The organism is Nocardia sp. NPDC059764, from assembly GCF_042732555.1.
Classification (GTDB): Bacteria; Actinomycetota; Actinomycetes; order Mycobacteriales; family Mycobacteriaceae; genus Nocardia.
Genome location: NZ_JBHWHH010000064.1, coordinates 1 through 19,001 on the forward strand (window position 1 = coordinate 1; position 19,001 = coordinate 19,001).

The window sequence follows — 19,001 nt, forward strand, 5'->3', positions numbered from 1 at the left end:
ATGCCGCGGGGTGTTCCGAGCTCACGATAACCTCCTGATCCGAAAGGTGTTCAGCCGCCGTACCTTTGGCCGGATCGCTGATCCGACGAGTAGGCGTGGAAGCCGTAGCGCTGGCTGCGGTCCGCGCCCTCGGTGCGGTCGAGGCGGAAACCGGGTTCGTCGGCCGGGCGCTGCACGATGAAGCTCAGCGCCGTGGTCTGGCGGCCGTAGGAGGCGTCGTAGGCGTTGACGCGAATATAGTGCCGCGGGAACGTGGCCCGGCAGGCGTTGATCTCGGCGAGCACACCGTCGGGCTCGTCCAGATCGAACAGGGGCAGGCCCCACATCTCCCAGTAGTTGTTGCGCGGGTGCGGATCGTCGGTGTACTCGATCGACACCGGCCAGTTGTTGAGCAGGGCGTAGCGGACCTGGGCGGCGATCTCGGCGTCGTCGAAGTCCGGCAGGTGCGAGAAGGTGCCTTGGCGCAGATGCATGGGTGGGTCGACTTTCAGCGGGAGGCCGTGGGGACGGCGTCGGGGGCGTCGGTGGAGGTGTAGTCGAAGGTGACGTCACCCCAGGTCTGCAGGGCGACCTCGAGCGGGCGGCAGCTCTCGGCGGAGCGGCGCAGCACGTCCGGGCCCTCCTTGAGCAGATCGCGACCCTCGTTGCGCGCCTTGACCACCGCTTCGAGCGCGACCCGGTTGGCCTCCGCGCCCGCGGCGATGCCCATCGGATGGCCGATGGTGCCGCCGCCGAACTGCAGGATGGCGTCGTCGCCGAACAGGTCCAGCAGCTGGTGCATCTGGCCGGCGTGGATGCCGCCGGAGGCGACCGGCATGACGCCGGGCAGGCTGGCCCAGTCCTGGTCGAAGAAGATGCCGTTGACCGGGTTCGTGGGGATGTGGTTGTCGCGCAAGGTGTCGTAGAAGCCGCGCACGGTGTGCGGGTCGCCTTCGAGCTTGCCGATGACCGTGCCCGCGTGCAGGTGGTCGACGCCGATCAACCGGCACCATTTGGCCAGCACCCGGAAGCTGACGCCGTGCGTCTTCTGGCGGGTGAAGGTGGAGTGCCCGGCCCGGTGCAGGTGCAGCAGCATGCCGTTGGTGCGCGCCCACTTCGAGATGGACTGCATGGCGGTGTAGCCGACCGTCAGGTCGATCATGATGATGCAGCTGCCGAGCGATTTCGCGAACTCCGCGCGCTCGTACATGTCCTCCATGGTGGCGGCGGTGACATTGAGGTAATGGCCCTTCAATTCACCGGTTTCGGCGATGGCGCGGTTGACGCCCTCCATGGCGAACAGGTAGCGGTCACGCCAGCGCATGAACGGCTGCGAGTTGATGTTCTCGTCGTCCTTGGTGAAATCGAGTCCGCCCTTGCAGGCCTCGTACACCACACGACCGTAGTTGCGCGCGGAGAGCCCGAGTTTCGGTTTCACCGTCGCGCCCAGTAGGGGGCGGCCGTATTTGTTGAGATACTCGCGCTCCATCACGATTCCGTGCGGCGGACCCTGGAAGGTCTTGACATACGCCACGGGAATACGCATATCCTCCAGCCGCAATGCCTTCAGCGGTTTGAAACCGAATACATTGCCGATCACCGAGGACGTGAGGTTCGTGATGGAGCCCTCCTCGAAGAGGTCCAGATCGTAGGCGACGTAGGCGAAGTACTCGCCCGGGCGACCCGGCACATCCTCGACGCGGTAGCACTTGGCCTGGTACCGGTTGTGCGCGGTGAGGCGGTCGGTCCAGACGACTGTCCAAGTGGCGGTGGAGGATTCACCGGCGACGGCCGCCGACGCCTCGATCGGGTCGACACCGTCCTGGGGCGTCACCCGGAACACCGCGAGGACGTCGGTGTACTTCGGCTCGTAGTCCGGGTTGTAGTATCCCATCGACGCATACGACTGCACGCCCGGATCCCACCGGCTGCGCTGATCATCGTCAGATCCGGCCATCTTTCCTCCTGCGAACCGGGTTGGGTCACTTGCGATTCCCAGGATGACGGGCCCGTTAACGACAAACAATTCGATTGTTTCTGTTCTCGCTCAACCTTTTCGTCGGGTTTGCTACCGTTGAGTATGGGTACGGTGAGCGCGGTGCGCATGGAAACCTTTCTCGCCGTTGCCAAGCACTCCAGCATTCGCCGCGCCGCGGCCCAGTTGCACATCACCGAGGCCGCCGCCTCGGCGGCTGTAGCACACATCGAGAAACAACTCGGCGCGAAACTCGTGACCAAATCCGGGCGCGGCATCGCGCTCACCGAAGCCGGGCGGGTGTACGCCGATTACTGCCGCAGTATCCTCGGTCTGATGAAGGAAGCGCACGCCGCCGTCCGGGAGGCCGAGACCGGCCGGCTGCGTATCGGCGTCGTCGCCACCGCGGGCGAATACGTCCTGCTCCACCTGCTGGCGTCGTTCCGAAGCCGGTACCCCGACATCGAACTGGGCCTGTCGATCCACCCCCGCGACGTCCTGTTCCTGGAACTCACCCACCACGAAACCGACCTCGTGGTCGCCGGCCGCCCGCCCCGCGACACCGGCCTCTTCACCCGCGCCCGCCGCCCCTGCCAGCTCGTCGTCGTCGGCGCGCCCTCCCGCTGGCCCGACCCCTGTGACGCCACCTGGCTCCTGCGCGGCAAAGGTTCGGGCACCCGCGACACCACCCTCGCCCTCTTCGACCGCCTCCAAATCCATCCGCCCACACTGACTCTCGGCACCCACGGCGCCGCCCTGGCCGCCGCGCGCGAGGGCCTCGGCATCACCCTCATCCACTCCGACGCCGTCGCCGCCGACCTCGCCACCGGTCGCCTGGAGATCCTCCCCGTCGAGGGCACTCCCCTCACCCGCCCCTGGCACGCCGTCACCACCCGCACCCCCACCCCCGCCGCGCGCCTGTTCCTCTCCCACATCACGGACCCGGATCGAGTCGGCGACAAAGCATTTCGTGGTGTCTGAGGTCGTCGGATATCCCCTGACAGGACACTGTCGACGCTGTACTCTCCTCGCAAACGGAGCGGTACGTACTCCGGTTTTCGGCCCAGCCGGGGGAGATGATTCATGGCTGGCGTACTTGATGGTGCCCGCTTCCATACGACGGTGGTCGTCGCGCTGCGACTGGCCGCGGCCGCCAGGGCTCCGGCTCCCGTCGACACAGGTGACCTGCTGGTTGCATTGATGCGAGCGGACGGATCGGGTGACTGGTCGCGAATCTGCTTGGACACCGGCGATGCCGACGCGATCGAGCGCAAGGGGATGATCGACCGCCCGAGCCGCGGCGCGGGCCGGTGGGAGAACGCGCTCCTCACCGATCAGTGCGCGATCGCCCTGGATGTCTCCGGCCGCTTGGCGACCCGGTACCGCCTCTGGCCGATCCCGGTCGGACTGGTCGTTCTCGGATTGATCGCCGATGAATCCGCGGCGGCCGCCCGCGCGCTGCACAGCGGCCTGCAACGCCGCGAATTGCTCGACCGCGTGCAGTCGGATGTGCTGGGTTCGATGCTCGACGGCATCGAGTACACGCTGCCGACAGTGCTGCGCGAGGCCGGCGCGGCGCCCTATCCCGCGCGACCGGTTCACCGCCCACCGCCACCGCCGCGGGCACCATCCGCCCCTCGAACGAGGAACGTCCCCCACCGCCCGGCGCCATCCGCGGAACCGGGAAAGCGCGAATCCAACCTGATCATGCTGGCGGCGGTGGCCATCGCAGGCATATTCGTCTTCGTACTCGCCATGGCGCTACGCGAGCCCCACACGGACCCGCCCGCCCGACAGCCCAATTTCACCCTCGACCGCCCCAGTTTCGTCCAGCCCACCTTCCCCTACACTCGCGTACCGACGCTCGTCCCCCCGGTCCTGCCGACCCGGCCACGCTGACCGCGGCATCGGTTGTGCAGCGGTCAGGTGCCGGTCGCCGGGAAACTGTCAGTGGTGGAACATGCGGAGGTCGGTGCGCGCGAGGGTGATCCGGTGTTCGCGGCAGGCGTCGAGGATGGCGTCGGCGCGCAGAGCTCCGGCGGGTTCGATGATCGCGGTGACGCCGTGGGCGGCGGCGACGTCGACATTGTCGCGGAAGGGCAGATAGCCGTCGGACACGAGCGTGAGGCCCGAGAATTGACGTGTCCAGGTGGAGAGGTCGGGGTCGGAGGTCGACTCGGCAAGCAGGTCCGACAGTTCGCTGTGCTGGGTGGCGGTGAGAGTGCCTGCGGCGAGGGCGATCCGCCAGTTCAGGCGCTCCTGGCGGGGTAGGGACGCGGGCAGTGGCAGTGCGCGGATGGCCGGGTGGCGGCGGTTCCACCAGGTGCGGGCCTTGGCTCCCGCCAGCAGGGTGCAGTCCACCCGGGACTGCTGGCCCGCTCCGACGCCGACGGTCATGCCGTCGCGCACCAGGACCACCGTGTTCGACTGCGTGTAGCGGGCGGTGATCATGCCGAGCAGCGCGTCCGAGACCGCCGCCTCGCTGAGTGCGGGCCCGTCGGCCACCCGGATCAGCTCCGCGGTGTTCGGCTGCCGGTCATGGTCCTGCTCGAGGGTGACGCCGAAGACGGTGCGGCTCTCGGTCTCCGGCGGCCGGTACGCGGGATCGACCTCGACGACCAGGAAGCGGCCGCCCTTCTTGCGGGCCAGCTTCTCGACGGTCCCGGGCGCGTAGCCCGGCGCGATGATGCCGTCGGACACCACGCCGCCCAGCAGGTCGGCCAGCTCGTCGTCCACGGGCGCGGACACCGCGATCATGTCACCGTAGGAGGAGCGCGGATCGGCGTCGCGTGCCCGAATGTAGGCGGCGGCACCCGGTCCCAGGCCGGCGTCACCCAAACCCCAGGACTCGCGCAGGGTTTCGTCGAGCTCCCCGTCGACCGCCGCCCCGGCCGGTGAGACGTGCTTGAACGACGTGGCCGCCACCCGGCCGGTCGCGGTCTGTGCCTCGGCGACCAGCTGCCAGGCGTTGAGCAGGTCGAGGTAGTTGATCAGCGACGCGGAACCGTGCAGCACGCGAATGTGTTCGGCGCTGCCGCCGACCACGCGGGCTCGCTGATGGGGATTCATGCCGTACCGCAGATCCATGATGGTGCCCACTTCCCGAACTCGAGTTCGGGAGCACCCAGGCGGACGACGCTCCGATCTGCGCTTCCTCGTGGTCTGATCCACGTCACGCCAGTCGCGAGATCACTGTAGTCCGTGCCTCCGCAGGTTTCGGGATCGGGCGGTAGCGGACCCGCCTCGGTAGGCGCCCGACCCTCGGCATCCTCGCCCGCACCGTCGCCCCAAGGGAAAACCCCGGCCGGAACTGCCCTCGTAGGCTCGGGCGACCGGCCAGGTTCAGAAGGTGAATTGGTCGCCGTAGGCGGTGGTTTGCACGACGCCCTGCGCGGTGCTCACCGTGGTGGTGACGAAGGGGACCGCGGACACCGGCGAAGCACATTGCGCGACGTTCAATGCGGCGTTGTTGAACATGATCTGGTACGGGAACACGGTGGTGTTGTCCAGGGCCGCGGTCGCCGTGGTCGTCATGGTGACCTGGCCGGGTCCCATGGTGGCCGTCAGGACTTCCGTCAGACCCAGCGTCCCGCCCACGCTGGGTCCGAGACTGATGTCGGGCGGGGTGACCGAGGCGCTGGGCGTGGCCGGGGCGCTGGGCGTGGCCGAGGCGCTGGGCGTGACCGTCCCGCTCGGCGGGCTGACGGAGACGCTCCCAGGGGTCACCGACGGGGAAATGGCGGCGGCCAGACCCTGGTTGGGTTCGATGCCGACGGTGACGCCGCCGGCCACGCTGATCCCGCAGCCGAGGATGAACCCCGCGACGGCCTGACCGGATGTGATCGGGTCACCGTCCACGGTGACCGAGTAACTGCCCGACATCTGCGCGGCATGTGCGAACGTCATCAGGAAGTTCGGCGTCCGGTTTCCGGGCGGATTCACCTCGACGCTGTCGACCGACGCGACGATATGCACTCCCGCGCCGGATACGTCCCCGGCGGGCGGCTGAGCCCGGACCGGATCGGCACCCCAGGCCCATAGGCTCGCCAGGGTTACACCGGCCACGGCTGTTCCTGCCGTGGCGGCCATGAGCGGATGTCGCATAACCAGATCCTGTTCTCGTTCTCGAAGAGGTGTACGAGCTCGATACCGCAGGCGCAGGTCCCGAATAGCAGCGTAACTGCAAATCGTGCCGGACTGGTGCGCTGCGGCAGGCGTGTCGACCGGCACGAATCGGTGGTTTCACATTTGCGATCAGGCCGGGAATCCGTGCCGCGCAGCAGAAGTCGGCTCGATACGTATTCCGGTTGCCTGCGGTCAGTTGCTGAGAGGGCAGGCGTCGCCGGAGTAGGCGGGGTCGAGGGCCTTTTCGACCAGATAGTCGACGGTGGGTGACTGCGGGAGATGCCGTGGTCGAAAGTGTCTGCGGGGCAGAGGTCTTGGACCCAGATGTGGACGAGGGCCTCGGGGCGGCGGTGAGGAAGGTGACCTCCGGTGGGGTGGTGACCTGGTCGGCTCGGCTGGCGATCACGGTGGTAGGTGATGCCGGGGTCGGTGTCGCCCGCGGCCCCGTCGGCACGCCGGTCGCCCGAGTCATGATCGCTGTCCGCCGTCGCCCAGTGGTCGCGTCGCTCGGATCCCCCTCCGCGAAACCGGTGCTCACCTCGGTGCCGTCCGCAAAACCGTACAGCGCTCCGTTTTTGGCCGCAAGGCATTCCATTGAGTGAGGCGCGCCCGATTTCATTAGTTAGCAACATGCAACTATATTGGGGAAGTTCGTTCGCAGACTCGCGGGAGGCTCTGATGGCTGCGGCCCCTACCACCGGATTGGATGCCGGTGACGTCCAGACCATTCGGAGACGACTCCGGATCGAGCATGATCACCCCCGGTACAAGTGGGTGGCCCTGTCGAATACGACGCTGGGCATGCTCATGGTCACCATCAACTCCTCGATCGTGACGATCTCGCTGCCCGACATCTTCCGCGGCATCGGGCTCAATCCCCTGGAACCCGCCAATGTCAGCTACCTGCTGTGGCTGATGATGGGCTTCCTGCTGTCCTCGGCCGTGCTCGTGGTCATGTTCGGGCGGCTCGGCGACATGGTCGGGCGGGTGAAGATCTACAACTACGGGTTCGTGGTGTTCAGCCTCGCGGCCGTGGCGTTGTCGTTCGATCCGTTCACGCACGGCGGCGGCGCGGTGTGGCTGATCGCCTGGCGCGTGATCCAGGGTGTCGGCGGCGCGATGCTGATGGCCAATGCGAGCGCGATCCTCACCGACGCCTTCCCGGCCGACGAGCGCGGGTTCGCGCTCGGGATCAATCAGGTCGCGGCGGTGGCCGGTTCCTTCCTCGGTCTGCTCATGGGCGGCGTACTGGCGCAGTGGGATTGGAAGGCCATCTTCTGGGTGAGCGTGCCGTTCGGCATCATCGGCACCATCTGGTCCTATCGCTCGCTGCACGACAATGGCCAGCGCAATCCGGGATCGCTGGACCTGCCGGGCACCATCACGTTCGCGCTGGGCTTGACCGCGTTGCTGACCGGCATCACCTACGGCATTCAGCCGCACGGGGATTCGAAGACCGGCTGGACCAACCCGTGGGTGCTGGGCGCGGTGATCGGCGGCATCATCCTGCTGGCCGTGTTCTGCGTGATCGAGTCCAAGGTCGCGCAGCCGATGTTCAATATGTCGCTGTTCAAGAACCGGGCGTTCGCGCTGGGCAATATCGCCGGACTGATGTCCTCGCTAGGCCGCGGCGGTCTGCAGTTCATGCTGATCATCTGGCTGCAGGGCATCTGGCTGCCACTGCACGGCTTCTCGTTCGAGCAGACGCCGCTGTGGGCGGGCATCTACCTGCTGCCGCTGACCGTCGGATTCCTCATCGCCGGACCGGTGTCGGGCAAGCTGTCGGACCGGTACGGCGCGCGGCTGTTCGCCACCGTCGGCATGCTGATCACCGCTCTGACGTTCGTGCTGCTCGTCGTGCTGCCGGTCGACTTCGACTACTGGGTGTTCGCGCTGGTCATCGCCCTCAACGGCCTCGGTTCGGGTATGTTCGCGTCGCCGAACACCGCCGAGGTGATGTCGTCGGTGCCCGCCGCGCAGCGCGGTGTGGCTTCCGGTATGCGCGGCACGCTGTTCAACGGCGGTATGGCGCTGTCGATCGGCCTGTTCTTCTCGCTGATGATCGTCGGCCTGTCGAATACGCTGCCCGACGCCATGAATTCGGGCCTGCAGGAGCAGGGTGTGCCCGCGTCGGCCGCCGAGGCGATCTCGGACATGCCTCCGGTGGGCAGCCTGTTCGCGGCCTTCCTCGGCTACAACCCGATCAAGGAATTGCTCGGCCCCACCGGCACACTCGACCATCCCGGCGTGCACGGCGATGTGCTCACCGGTCAGGAGTTCTTCCCGCACTTGATCTCCGGACCGTTCCACTCGGGTCTGGTCGTGGTCTTCCTGGGAGCCGCGATTATGATGCTGATCGGCGCGGCGGCCTCCTGGTTCGCCGGTAGCCCGACTGTCACGGACGAGGCGGCCGAATTGCGTGAAGCCGCCCGCGAGGGAATCTGACGGAGGAGATCACGCTGTCCGAGCCCACGAGCGTCGCCGACCCCGACCAGCTCACCGAGGCCGCCGACCTGTACCACACCATCGGCCGCTTGCTGCGCTTGTTGCGCCACTCCGGCGACCTCGGGGCGCTGAGCCCCGGCGCGGCGTCCGCCCTCGCGACGGTCGCCCGCTCGGGTCCCCTGCGGCTGGGCGACCTGGCCTCGATCGAGCGGGTGAGCGCACCGACCATGTCCCGCATAGTGACGGGTCTGGAAAAGGGCGGCTACCTCACCCGCGACGCGGACCCCGAAGACGGCCGGGCCCAGCTGCTCACCGCCACCGAGGCGGCCCACAATCTGGTCACCGGCCTCACCTCGGCCCGCATCCAGCGTTTCGCCGTCGCGCTGGAAACCCTCACTCCCGCCCAGCGCGCATCCGTCAGTTCCGGCCTCAACACCCTCATCCAGGCCCTCGACCAGTAGCGGGGGACTCCCCCGCCCCGGAGGGCGGGGTCAGGCGGTCAGGACCGAGCGGATGCGGTTATTGGGGTCCACCAGGCTGCGGAGCTCGGCCAGGCGGGGGTAGTTGGAGCCGTAGTAGCGGGACAGCGGGTCGCCCGGCTCGAGGTAGTTGATGTAGGCGCCGACGGAGTCGGGGGCCATGGTGGCGTGCGCGTCGGCCAGCCAGGCCAGGGCCGATTCGTGCGGGATGGGTTCGTACGCGCCCCATTCCACGAGGGCGGCGTGGTTGCGCCAGGGGAAAGCGGTGGCGTCGGGGGCGAGGTCGCGGATCGCGCCGTCGAGGGCGTTGATCTGGACCCATCCGGTACCGCCGACGCTGGAGAAGCGGGCGACCACCTCGAGGATGCGTCCGATGGTGTCGGGGGTGAGCTCGGCGACGATGTCGGAGCCGTTGGTGAAGGCGGCGCGCGGCTGATCGGCGGTGCCGCCCGCCAGGTAGAGGACCGCTTCCAGATGGGACAGGGTGCGGGGTTCGACGATGCCGGGGGCGACGCCGATGGCGTCGACGAGTTCGGCGGTGACGGTTTCGGAAGTCCCCGCGGGACAGACCAGCTGCATCCAGCAGTGCATGCCGCCCTGGCCGTCGGCGTCGATGCTGACGTCGGCCCACTGTTCGCGCGGGGCCGAGCGCAGCCACTCCTGCCAGCCCGCGATGACGGTCGCCGCCTCGTCGCCCTGGAAGGTCAGGCGCACTACGTCTTTCGGCGTCGCGGGGATGGTCTCGAAGGTGAACGAGGTGACGACGCCGAAGTGCGGGCCGCCGCCGCGCAAGGCCCAGAACAGATCCGGGCGGGTGGTGGCGGAGACCTCGGTGATGGTGCCGTCGGGCAGGACCACGGTGGCGGCGGTGAGCCGGTCGCCGGTGAGGCCGTGGGCGCGCGACTCGTTGCCGAGTCCGCCGCCCAGGGTGAGACCGGCGATGCCGACGCCCGGACACATGCCGGAGGGCAGGCTCAGCCCGCCGCGATCCAGCTCGTGATAGATGTCGTAGAGGGTGTGGCCGGGCGCGATGACCGCCTTGCCGCCCTCGGCGCGAATGCCCTGCATGCGCCGCACGTCGATGACGAGTGTGCCGGTCGCCGTGGACATTCCCGCATAGGAGTGGCCGCCGGCGCGGGCCGCCACCAGGAGGTCGTTCTCGGCTGCGAACTCGAAGGTGGCGGCGGCGTCCTGGGCGTCCGCGATCTGCACGATCGCCTCGGGCATCTCGTTGTCGAAGCGAGTGTTGAAGACCTCCTTCACGCCCGGATATCCGTAATCCCCCGGCAGGACGACCCGGCCGCGCAGTTTCCCTTTCAGCTCACGCCATTTCGGGTCGGCGCTCCCGCTGCTCGATCCCGAAGCGCTGCCCAGGTCTCCGGCGTTCGCGCCGGACGACCCGGTATCCGGTGTCGCGACCGATGTCGGCAGCCGCGTGGCCCCCGCGAAACCCACACCGGCGACCGCGATTCCGAGAGCTCCGCGCAGAAACACGCTGCGCGAGAATTGAGGTCTCACACCAGCCCCCTCGGTCTGCCGCAGATCCGCTGTGTCGCCGAGTTATTCGCTTTCGATATCACAGTTCGCGACCCACCTATTTCCATCGAACGACACGGCACCAATTGATCATGGTTCACCCACCGTTCATTCGTCGAAACGGGTGCTGGCGTGTCCATGGCATGCCGCCCACCGGGACCACATGTCGGCCGCCGCATCCGGCGGAACGATCCACCGCGCGAACGTCTCCTCCGGACTGACGGTGATCACATCCGCCCGCCGCACCAGCTCCCCCGGCGCCTCCCCACCCTCGAAATGCTCCAGACTCGGCATGATCACCGCGTCCACCCCCAAATTCCCGACCAGCACTTGCAACCGGTGCACCGGCCGATCAGTATGCGGCCCGAACACCGCCGTCCGCCGAAGGTCATACCCCAACCGTTCCGCCAACGCCCGAATCCGCCGCTCGTCCCACTGCCGTCGCGAGCCGGACACGTCTTCGCGGAGATATCCCAGAGCCCCGGGGTTCATTGCTCGCCCTCTCGATCGTCGAGTCTGCTTCCAGCTGATTCCGAATAAGGATCGGGCCGCGGAAATTCTGCGGCAATGGCACTTTCCGGGGTCCGGCAGCGGAAGTGCCACGGAGCGATCAGTATTCGAGGCGGATGAGATCGGCGAGGGCGCGCATCTCCGGAGTGAGGGTTCGGCGTCTGCCGATCAGCCTGGCCAGGAGATCTTTGGCCAAACGCTGCTCGATCAGCCAGGGGCGGGCCTCGCCGGAGAGCCGAAGCAGGATGTCCAGGGCCGGATCTGGCCGGGCGAGGTCGAGGTGGGCTTGGGCGAGGTCGAGGAGATGCCGATTGCGGTTGTCGGAGGTGGGCCGCAGTCCGGGCGGCACGTCCTGGGCCAACTGCAGTGCCAGGTCGGGCCGGTCGTCGATGACGGCGTTCTCGACGCGCTTCATGGCCACGGTGGCGGGACCGAAGATCGTCCAATAGTCCTGGTAGCCACGCGGTTCGCGTTTGACCGCCACTGCGGCGGACTGCGCGAACCGCATCATGTCATCGGCGTCGTCGGGCCGGTTGTCGCGGATCGCCGCCGCCGACCCACGCAGCAACAGCCAGCCCCACGTGGAGAGCTCGCGTTCGGTAGCGGTCGAGATCCGTGGCTCGATCCGGTCGGCCCACCCGATCGCCAGGTCGTCGACCTGCTGAAATCGCCGCTCCACCAGGAGCAGCCAGCACAGCGTGACGACGACGGACGCGGCGTCGAGTAGATCATCGCTCGCCTGCGCCGCCGCCAGCGCGCGATCGAGAACTCTGCGCGCCGTTCCCAATTGTCGTGTCTGGACCATGACCGAGCCGGTCAGCTGGAGAATCCGCGCCCGCAGCACGGGCGAGACACTGTCACTCGCGTCCACCAGATCGGGCAGGACTCGCGCCAGCAGCTCATACCGGTTGTCGTGGTAGAACCGCACGGCCGCCGCAAGGGATTCGGCCACAGCCTGTTCCGTTTGCGGCTCCACCGCCACGTCCGGCCGAGGCGCATCGATCGCTCGCGTGGTGGCGGCCCACAACTCGCCGTCCCTGCTCTCCGGCGCGCTGGGCGCGGGGCCGATGAGCGCGGTCAGCGGGCATCCCAGGGCCACCGCCAACCGCCGCAGCGTCTCGATCCGAGTGTCGTCCCGCTCCCCCTGCTCGATCTTCCGGATCAGAGACACCGAGACAGTCGAATTCGCAGCCAGTTCCCGCTGCGTGAGCCCCCGCCGCTTCCGAACCGATTGCAGCCGCTGACCAAGGTCGCCGCTCATCGCTCCAGACTAGGTCGGCCACACCGGCATGCGCAGCCGGTAGCGGAACGTGCTGAGCGCCAAGCGGTCCGACCGCTGCCGGATTTGTCGGACCCCCGTGCTGAAGTATCGTGTGGCAGCCCGGCCACTCGGTCTTACCTGAGACCGTCGACCGGGCTCTTTCGTGAAAAGGAACACCATATGAAGAAGCTCGCAACGACCTCCTTGGTCGCCCTCGGTCTGATCGCGGCGATGGGCACCGCCCACGCCGGCAAGGACACCGAGTGGCAGGTGGACGGCAACTACCCCACCGAGGCCGCCTGCGACGCCGACGGCGAAACCGGCACCTTCACCCGCCCCGACGGCACCCAGCTCGTCCCCGGCGACGACATCTACGAATGCACGCTGGGCGCCGACGGTCTCTGGTACCTCTCCATCTGGACCGACTGATCCGTCCGGCACCAGCCCGCGCACTCCAGCTCGGGCTGGCCCCGCCCGCCGATCGCCGCGAAAATCCGTGGCTGACCGCGCCGATTCGTGATCTGGTGTGGGGATGACGGATGCGGTTGCGGACAGACTGGCAATCCACGAAGTGATCGCCCTGCACGGACATCTGAGCGATTCAGGCGAGTTCGACCGATGGACCGAGGTATTTACCGAGGACGTCACCTACGACCTGACCTCCTTCGGCGCGGGCACCGTGCCCGGAGTGGAAGCCCTCCGCGACATGGCACGCGAACTGGGCGACGCCAACCCCCTCGCCCACCACGTCACCAATGTGATGGTCACAGCCCTGGACGGCGACACGGCCCACGCGATCTCCAAGGGCCTGGCCGTCAATACCGACGCCACGACCACCAGCGTCACCTACGAGGACACCCTCCACCGCACCCGCCACGGCTGGCGCATCACCCACCGCCGAGTGATCCCCCGCCGAAAGCCCTTGACCCCGTAGGCAGCCCGCCGGACTGGCTAGCAGCCCGGTAGTAGCCTTCTCCGCAGGTCAACTGAGCGTGGAACGCACCTGCGCCAGCAATTCGCACTGCCGCCGCCAGTCACCTCCCGCAATACCGATGACGAGGCGGTGGGCGCCGGCGTCCCGGTAGGCGGCTACGCGTTCGGCGGCTTGCTCGATGGATCCGGTGATCGGAATCGGCAAGGTCTCCTCGATCGACTTCCCGTAGTTCTGGCTGATTCCAGCGGCGATCTCGGCGCGCGTGGGCAGATCCGATCCGGTGCCGAGAACTCCGGTCGCGCCGATGGTGACAGTGGGCGCCGGCCGTTGATACTGCGCGGCGAGTTCGGTGATTTCGGCGAGCCCTGCCGCCACCTGGGCCGGTGGGATCAGCGACGGAAACCACCCGTCCCCCAGCTCTGCGGCCCGCCGCCGGGCGGGAGCCGAATGGTTTCCGACCAACACCGGCGGAACCGGAACGGACGGCGCCAATTCGATCTCGATCGGCTCCGGCATATCGGGGAGAGCGACCCGCTTGCCCGCCAACAACTCAGGCAACACCCGCAGCGCGGCATCGGTGCGAGCACCCCGCTCCCCGAACGGAAGCCCTGCCGCCGCCCACTGACCCGGACCGCCCCCGGACCCGACACCGAGGATCAGACGCCCACCACTGACATGCTGCAAGCTCGCCACCTGCTTGGCCGCCCAGGCCAGCGGCCGCAGCGCCGGGACGTAGACACTGGTGCCGATCCGCACCCGTTCGGTCGCGGCCGCCGCGACCGCGAGGGCAATCGTGCAATCCAGCACAGGCACACCGATCGACAGGTGATCCCCGTGCCAAACCCCATCGAGCCCGACCTCCTCGGCATGACGAGAAGCCGCGCCTATATCAAGTTTCTGAGTCCGTTGCGTCGCCACCGAAGGCAGGATGACACCGATCTCCACAGGGATTGTCTGCACAATCCCCTACCCTGCAACCTCAACTCGACTAGAGGTCAATGTTTTCCGGCCGCGATGGCGGCGGGTGCCCGGTCAGCTGTGGAGGTAGCGGACGAGGGCTTCGCGTTCGGTTTCGAGTTCGGAGATTTGGCTTTTGACCACGTCGCCGATGCTGACTATGCCGATCATCCGGCCGTCCTCGAGGACGGGGAGGTGGCGGATTCGGTGTTCGGTCATGATGGAGTTGAGGGTTTCGACGTTGTCGTCCGGGGAGCAGGTGTGGAGGGCCGCGGTCATGATGGTGGAGACCGGGGCGTCCAGGAGGGGTGCGCCGTCGCGGTAGAGGCGGCGGACGATGTCTCGTTCGGAGACGATGCCGGCCATGGCGGTGCCGTCCGGGGAGACGATGACCGCGCCGACGTTGTGTGCCGCCAGGATTCTGAGCAGTTCGCGCACGGTTGCATCGGGTGCAATCGTGACGACTTCGCCGCCCTTCCGGCGCAGGATTTCCGAGATTCGCATGTGCCCACCGCCCAACCAGCTAGGACTATCGATGGTTACCAGGATGCCGCTGTTACACGCGTGTGAACAGCAACGATTGCGATTCGATGCCTAAACGGATGCGAGAGCATCGAGGGCCGATTCGATGGCACGATGGAAGGTCGGGTAGGCGAGGATCATCTCCCGCAGAGTCGCGGTCGGGACCTGGGCGTGGACGGCCACCGCCAGGGCGCTGAGGACTTCGCCACCCTCCGGCCCGGCGGAGCACGCGCCGACGAGCACCCCGCGGTCGGCGTCCTCGACCAGTTTGATGAACCCGGCATTGCCCGCTTTGTGGATCCAACCCCGCGTGGACGCAGGTACTTCGGTAATTCCGGCCCGGACCGTCAGGCCTGCCGCCCGCGCCTGCTCCTCGGTCATACCGACCGCCCCGACCTCGGGATCGGTGAATGTCACCCGCGGTACGGCGTGATACCGAGCGACCTCGTTCCCGCTACCGAGAATGTCCTGCGCCGCGATCCGCGCCTGATACATGGACACATGAGTGAAAGCCCCCTGCCCGGTGACATCGCCGAGTGCCCACACCCCGTCGGCCGCCCGCAGCCGATTGTCCACCGGTATTGACCTGGCCGACTCGTCCAAGCCGACCGCCCCGATTCCCAAGCCCGCCAGTTCGGTTCGCCGCCCCGCCGCGACGAGCAACCGCTCGGCACGCAATACCTCGCCATTGTCGAGCGGCAGCGCGAACTCGCGCCCGTCGTGCCGCACCGCCGTCCCCCGAACCCCGTCCCGGACCTCGATCCCCTCCTCCGCGAACACTTTCGCCAGCAGCTGCCCCGCCTCCGGCTCGTCCTGCGGCAACAGCCGCCGCGGCACGACCACGGTCACCCGCGCCCCGAACCGCGCGAAGATCTGCGCGAACTCCGCCCCCACGGGTCCCCCACCCAGCACGATGAGCGACTCCGGCACCTCGGTAGCCGGCACCGCGTCCCGATTCGTCCAGAACGGCGTCCCCGCCAGCCCGTCGAGCGGCGGAACAGCCGGTTCCGTCCCCGGATTCAGCACAATCCCCCGCCGCGCCCGAAACACCCGCTCTCCACCATCGGTCGCCACGGTCACCTCCCCCGGCGCACTGATCCGCCCCCACCCGCGCACGAACCGCCCGCCCGCCTTCTCGAACCGTTCGACCGCCACCCGGTCGTCCCAATCGTCGGTGGCCTCCTCCCGGATCCGTGCCGCGACCGGCCGCCAATCCGCCTGCACCGAGGCCGACCCCGCGAGCCCCTCCACCCGCCGAGCCTCGGCCAGCACCCCCGCCGCCCGAACCATCATCTTGGTCGGCACACACGCGTAATACGGGCACTCCCCGCCCACCAACCGCCCCTCGACCCCGACGACAGCGAGTCCGCCCCGCGCCACCCGCGTGGCCACGTCCTCCCCTCCGGGCCCCATCCCGATCACCACGACATCAACGGATTCGGCAGTCACGCGTGCTCCTTCGCTCGTCAGCTCCCAGTGACGCTATCTCCCCACATCCGGCCGGATCGAACCAACCTCCGCCGTCAGCGTCCGTGCGGCGAGTCGAAGGTGAAGACGCGTCCTCCGAGCAGCAATTGGCTGCTGGGCGCCAGGACGGTGGGTTGGCCGGGTACGGCGCGGGTCCAGTCGGGGCGGCCGGGCGGGCGGATGTGGGTGCCGTTGGCTGACCCGCGATCCATGACCAGGACGTCCCAGTCCACGAGGCGGATCTCGGCGTGGACGCGAGACATGCCCCCGGTCGCGTCGGGGATGCGGATCGCTTGCGCGCCACGCCGCACCTGCGGTGAGCGGGCGGGTTCGCGGCCGATCACGAGATCGCTGTCGAGAACGTAGGAAGTGCCGTCGTCGAGCAGCGAAACGCCCAGCGGCGGGCGGATGCCGGGGCGAGGACACAGGTCAGCATGTTCCATGCGAATCCCGCACACGACGCAGAAGGGCACGCGGGGGTCGTTGAGATGTCCGCGGGCGCACCTGAATCCGTGCACCACGACACCGGTGGGAGTGGTCTCGATTCCTGCGGGAATGGCAGTGGGCGCAATGGTGCGCGCACTGCCGGAATCGCGCGGAACCGGGTCCCGACCTCCGGTTGCGATCTCGGCGTCGGGCGTATTCGCCTTCTCCCCCAACCACATCACCGCTCCCGAACCCGGCACCCGTCCGTCGCGCAGCGACCACACGCTCGCTCTGGGCAGGCTCTTCCGCGGCTCGCCGTCGTCGACGAAGACGGCGGCCGCGCGCCCCGGCGCGGGACTCACCACCCGATCGACACTGAATCCGGCATCGCGGCCGTGCAACATTTCCCGGTCATCAGTCCCCTCGAGCATCGCCGTGACCCGGCCGTGCAGAAAGACCGCCAGCCCCCGCTTTCCCGGTGTGAGCACCGCGAATTCGACCTGCTCCTCGTCCGCGCGACCCATCAGCCACGTGCTCGCCAGCCGTGCAAAGGTGCGTCCGGTGCGCCGAGTCTCCCGCGAGGACGCCTCCGCCACCATCGCCAAGACCTTGTCCAGCACGGCAATAGCCTCGGACGCCGCGGTGATCACACTCGAATCCCGATGCGCGACAACCACGACCACCCCGTCGACGCAGGCCACCAGGTGGCGGCCCGGCACCACCTCGACCCGCGTGGTCACCGTCCCGATCACCCCGAGCACGATCACGCGAGTCTGAATCCGTCCCCACAATGTCGGCGTCATACCGGAATCCGCCGATCGGTGACCCACATCCACCACTGCCGCACCGAGCGCAGCGCATCCAGCCGCCGGCGGAACCCGTTCGCCGCCAGGTCGTCGGCGATCTCCAGGGCCGCGTACTGCAATCCGGCGAACGAGTCCACGGGGGCGAAGTACCCGCCCAGCGTCGCGCTACCCGAGGCGTACACCCGCCCGGGCCCGCTGCGGGTCCCGAACAGCTCGAAGGTCCGGTCCACGTCCAGCCGCCCGAGCGGATTGCGCCGGGCCCCGGTGTGATCGAGCAGATCGGCGAGCAAGTCGATGCTCCCGGATATCGGCTTCGAGCCCGGTGCAGTCGATGACGTAATCGGCATGCACGTCAACCGGCCGGTCGGTCGACGCGAAACCGCCCGGCCCGTCCGGCTCGGGCGCCACCGTCGTCACGACCCCGGGCCGGGTGCGATCGGGCCGCAGATTTCGCGCGGACCCCACCAGGATCTGATACCAGCCCTGCGCCCGCCCCCGCGCCAGCTGTTCCTCCCACCGCTTGCGCCGCGGCGTCGTGGTCCCGCCCAGGGTCTTCAGCGCCTCCGCCCGTTCCCGCCCCTCGAGCGTCCGCAGCCGCTGCCTGATCTGCCCGCCGAAGCTCGCCTTGGGAAAATTGAAGGCTTGATACGCCCACCCGTTCGCGCCCGCCCGCCGCCCGAACACGCTGTCCCCTTGTGGTCCCGCCACATAGGTCCGGAACAGATGCAGGATCTGGGTGTTGAGCCGCAGCCGATCCCGATCGTCGATCAGTCGTTGCAGCACACGACTGGCAACTATTCCGCTGCCGCGTACCATGACCGTCCCGGGCCGCCGCTGCAATGCCTCGTACACGTGCTCGTGCGGCTCGTAGGCGTTCATCACTCGCGTCGGATCCCGGTACCGCTCGCGGTACTCCTGCAGATCCGGCAACAGCCGCAGTCCTGCGTACCCGACCGCGATGTGAACATGACTGCCGCGAAACGCGATTCGCTTGGTCGCCGACGCCCCTTCCGGTGGCGTGAGGATCGTGAAGTACCCGCCGCCGCTCCGCTTGCGCACCATGCGAACCTGCCCTTTGTACAAGGGTCGCGCGTATTCGACCCGCTGGAACTCGCGCTCCAGCGCCGCGAAGACCTGCCCTGCCCGAGGCGTGTAGTACTCGGCGAAAACCGGCTCCACCAGTATATTCCACAAAGCGGATAGCGACTTTTCAGCTATTGCCTCGCGAAGGGCATAGGACGGAAATCCCCAGATATTGTCCGGCGTTCCGCCCGAATCACTGCGCAGCCGTTCCTCGCGCGGAATCTGTGACACCCGAGTCAGGTATTCGTACGATCCCCACGGCACGTCCTGCGGCCCGAGCACCGCCATCGCCGTCCCGGGCACCCCGTAGATCCGCAAGGTGTTGAACAGAGTGAACGATCCCAGCCCGCTGCCGACGCTCACCAGTGGCACATCGAAGACCGGAATCCCGGCTCGCCCCACCAACTCGTCGGTCCACACGTCGGTTTCGATGAGGCGTTGGGTGACGGCTCCCCTCATTCGCGGGATCGTACCGGTCTCGGATTACGAACAACCG

General features: G+C 68.0%; 17 protein-coding genes, 1 pseudogene and 1 riboswitch. Of the genes and pseudogenes, 6 read left to right on the plus strand and 12 right to left on the minus strand.

Going from position 1 to position 19,001, the window contains the following annotated elements; translation table 11 throughout:
- Positions 1-50: 50 nt before the first annotated feature.
- Both ACFV4K_RS16405 and ACFV4K_RS16410 read right to left on the minus strand, forming a co-directional pair.
- Complete coding sequence (locus ACFV4K_RS16405; protein WP_379275614.1) at positions 51-473, minus strand: ribulose bisphosphate carboxylase small subunit; 423 nt, start codon at positions 471-473, stop codon at positions 51-53.
- A 14-nt stretch (positions 474-487) separates the two neighbouring features.
- On the minus strand, positions 488-1,936 hold the full coding sequence (locus tag ACFV4K_RS16410; RefSeq protein ID WP_379275616.1) for a form I ribulose bisphosphate carboxylase large subunit: 1,449 nt from the start codon (positions 1,934-1,936) through the stop codon (positions 488-490).
- Positions 1,937-2,059: 123 nt separating this feature from the next.
- On the opposite strand from ACFV4K_RS16410, the gene ACFV4K_RS16415 reads away from it, so the two are divergent.
- A complete protein-coding gene (locus ACFV4K_RS16415) occupies positions 2,060-2,935 on the plus strand; it encodes a LysR family transcriptional regulator (protein ID WP_379275618.1) in 876 nt (291 codons plus the stop codon).
- 102 nt (positions 2,936-3,037) lie between these two features.
- Complete coding sequence (locus ACFV4K_RS16420; protein WP_379275620.1) at positions 3,038-3,853, plus strand: hypothetical protein; 816 nt, start codon at positions 3,038-3,040, stop codon at positions 3,851-3,853.
- A 48-nt stretch (positions 3,854-3,901) separates the two neighbouring features.
- Here the strand turns inward: ACFV4K_RS16420 and ACFV4K_RS16425 are convergent, their stop codons facing one another.
- Positions 3,902-5,053: a phosphoribosylaminoimidazolecarboxamide formyltransferase gene (locus tag ACFV4K_RS16425; protein ID WP_379275622.1), complete on the minus strand. Its 1,152-nt coding sequence runs from the start codon at positions 5,051-5,053 to the stop codon at positions 3,902-3,904.
- A 16-nt stretch (positions 5,054-5,069) separates the two neighbouring features.
- Positions 5,070-5,148, minus strand: a riboswitch (ZMP/ZTP riboswitch).
- Between the two features lie 148 nt (positions 5,149-5,296).
- Entirely contained in the window at positions 5,297-6,058 is a 762-nt protein-coding gene (locus tag ACFV4K_RS16430; RefSeq protein ID WP_379275624.1) for an MspA family porin, read from the minus strand.
- A gap of 699 nt (positions 6,059-6,757) precedes the next feature.
- Between ACFV4K_RS16430 and ACFV4K_RS16435 the strand changes: the two genes are divergently transcribed.
- Together ACFV4K_RS16435 and ACFV4K_RS16440 are read left to right on the plus strand one after the other, a co-directional pair.
- Positions 6,758-8,524, plus strand: coding sequence for an MFS transporter (locus ACFV4K_RS16435; RefSeq protein ID WP_379275626.1), 1,767 nt, complete (start codon positions 6,758-6,760; stop codon positions 8,522-8,524).
- Between the two features lie 89 nt (positions 8,525-8,613).
- Positions 8,614-8,985, plus strand: a complete 372-nt coding sequence (locus ACFV4K_RS16440; RefSeq protein ID WP_379275628.1) for a MarR family winged helix-turn-helix transcriptional regulator — start codon at positions 8,614-8,616, stop codon at positions 8,983-8,985.
- A gap of 30 nt (positions 8,986-9,015) precedes the next feature.
- Here ACFV4K_RS16440 and ACFV4K_RS16445 read toward each other — a convergent pair whose 3' ends face one another.
- The 3 genes from ACFV4K_RS16445 to ACFV4K_RS16455 all read right to left on the minus strand — a co-directional run bounded on the left by ACFV4K_RS16445 (position 9,016) and on the right by ACFV4K_RS16455 (position 12,310).
- On the minus strand, positions 9,016-10,521 hold the full coding sequence (locus ACFV4K_RS16445) for an FAD-binding oxidoreductase (protein WP_379275629.1): 1,506 nt from the start codon (positions 10,519-10,521) through the stop codon (positions 9,016-9,018).
- Between the two features lie 126 nt (positions 10,522-10,647).
- On the minus strand, positions 10,648-10,950 hold the full coding sequence (locus ACFV4K_RS16450) for a hypothetical protein (RefSeq protein ID WP_379275631.1): 303 nt from the start codon (positions 10,948-10,950) through the stop codon (positions 10,648-10,650).
- 199 nt (positions 10,951-11,149) lie between these two features.
- A complete protein-coding gene (locus tag ACFV4K_RS16455; RefSeq protein WP_379275633.1) occupies positions 11,150-12,310 on the minus strand; it encodes a helix-turn-helix domain-containing protein in 1,161 nt (386 codons plus the stop codon).
- 180 nt (positions 12,311-12,490) lie between these two features.
- On the opposite strand from ACFV4K_RS16455, the gene ACFV4K_RS16460 reads away from it, so the two are divergent.
- Positions 12,491-12,739, plus strand: coding sequence for a hypothetical protein (locus ACFV4K_RS16460; protein WP_357081819.1), 249 nt, complete (start codon positions 12,491-12,493; stop codon positions 12,737-12,739).
- 103 nt (positions 12,740-12,842) lie between these two features.
- Complete coding sequence (locus tag ACFV4K_RS16465) at positions 12,843-13,244, plus strand: nuclear transport factor 2 family protein (protein ID WP_379275634.1); 402 nt, start codon at positions 12,843-12,845, stop codon at positions 13,242-13,244.
- 48 nt (positions 13,245-13,292) lie between these two features.
- Here ACFV4K_RS16465 and ACFV4K_RS16470 read toward each other — a convergent pair whose 3' ends face one another.
- The 5 genes and pseudogenes from ACFV4K_RS16470 to ACFV4K_RS16490 all read right to left on the minus strand — a co-directional run bounded on the left by ACFV4K_RS16470 (position 13,293) and on the right by ACFV4K_RS16490 (position 18,964).
- A complete protein-coding gene (locus ACFV4K_RS16470) occupies positions 13,293-14,204 on the minus strand; it encodes an LLM class flavin-dependent oxidoreductase (protein ID WP_379275636.1) in 912 nt (303 codons plus the stop codon).
- Between the two features lie 72 nt (positions 14,205-14,276).
- Positions 14,277-14,705 carry a CBS domain-containing protein gene (locus tag ACFV4K_RS16475; protein ID WP_379275637.1) on the minus strand — a complete coding sequence of 143 codons (429 nt, stop codon included), beginning with the start codon at positions 14,703-14,705 and terminating at the stop codon, positions 14,277-14,279.
- A 90-nt stretch (positions 14,706-14,795) separates the two neighbouring features.
- Positions 14,796-16,172, minus strand: a complete 1,377-nt coding sequence (locus tag ACFV4K_RS16480) for a dihydrolipoyl dehydrogenase family protein (protein ID WP_379275639.1) — start codon at positions 16,170-16,172, stop codon at positions 14,796-14,798.
- Positions 16,173-16,246: 74 nt separating this feature from the next.
- Positions 16,247-17,419 carry an FHA domain-containing protein gene (locus ACFV4K_RS16485; protein ID WP_379275640.1) on the minus strand — a complete coding sequence of 391 codons (1,173 nt, stop codon included), beginning with the start codon at positions 17,417-17,419 and terminating at the stop codon, positions 16,247-16,249.
- A pseudogene (locus ACFV4K_RS16490) lies at positions 17,416-18,964 on the minus strand (hypothetical protein). Before ACFV4K_RS16490 ends, ACFV4K_RS16485 begins: the two are co-directional and overlap by 4 nt.
- Positions 18,965-19,001 lie beyond the last annotated feature (37 nt).

Coding starts and splice junctions, on each gene's coding strand:
- ACFV4K_RS16415 (WP_379275618.1), top strand. CDS start 2,060: ATGGGTACGGTGAGCGCGGTGCGCATGGAAACCTTTCTCGCCGTTGCC.
- ACFV4K_RS16460 (WP_357081819.1), top strand. CDS start 12,491: ATGAAGAAGCTCGCAACGACCTCCTTGGTCGCCCTCGGTCTGATCGCG.
- ACFV4K_RS16485 (WP_379275640.1), bottom strand. CDS start 17,419: ATGACGCCGACATTGTGGGGACGGATTCAGACTCGCGTGATCGTGCTC.
- ACFV4K_RS16475 (WP_379275637.1), bottom strand. CDS start 14,705: ATGCGAATCTCGGAAATCCTGCGCCGGAAGGGCGGCGAAGTCGTCACG.
- ACFV4K_RS16430 (WP_379275624.1), bottom strand. CDS start 6,058: ATGCGACATCCGCTCATGGCCGCCACGGCAGGAACAGCCGTGGCCGGT.
- ACFV4K_RS16405 (WP_379275614.1), bottom strand. CDS start 473: ATGCATCTGCGCCAAGGCACCTTCTCGCACCTGCCGGACTTCGACGAC.
- ACFV4K_RS16455 (WP_379275633.1), bottom strand. CDS start 12,310: ATGAGCGGCGACCTTGGTCAGCGGCTGCAATCGGTTCGGAAGCGGCGG.
- ACFV4K_RS16465 (WP_379275634.1), top strand. CDS start 12,843: ATGACGGATGCGGTTGCGGACAGACTGGCAATCCACGAAGTGATCGCC.
- ACFV4K_RS16435 (WP_379275626.1), top strand. CDS start 6,758: ATGGCTGCGGCCCCTACCACCGGATTGGATGCCGGTGACGTCCAGACC.
- ACFV4K_RS16420 (WP_379275620.1), top strand. CDS start 3,038: ATGGCTGGCGTACTTGATGGTGCCCGCTTCCATACGACGGTGGTCGTC.
- ACFV4K_RS16410 (WP_379275616.1), bottom strand. CDS start 1,936: ATGGCCGGATCTGACGATGATCAGCGCAGCCGGTGGGATCCGGGCGTG.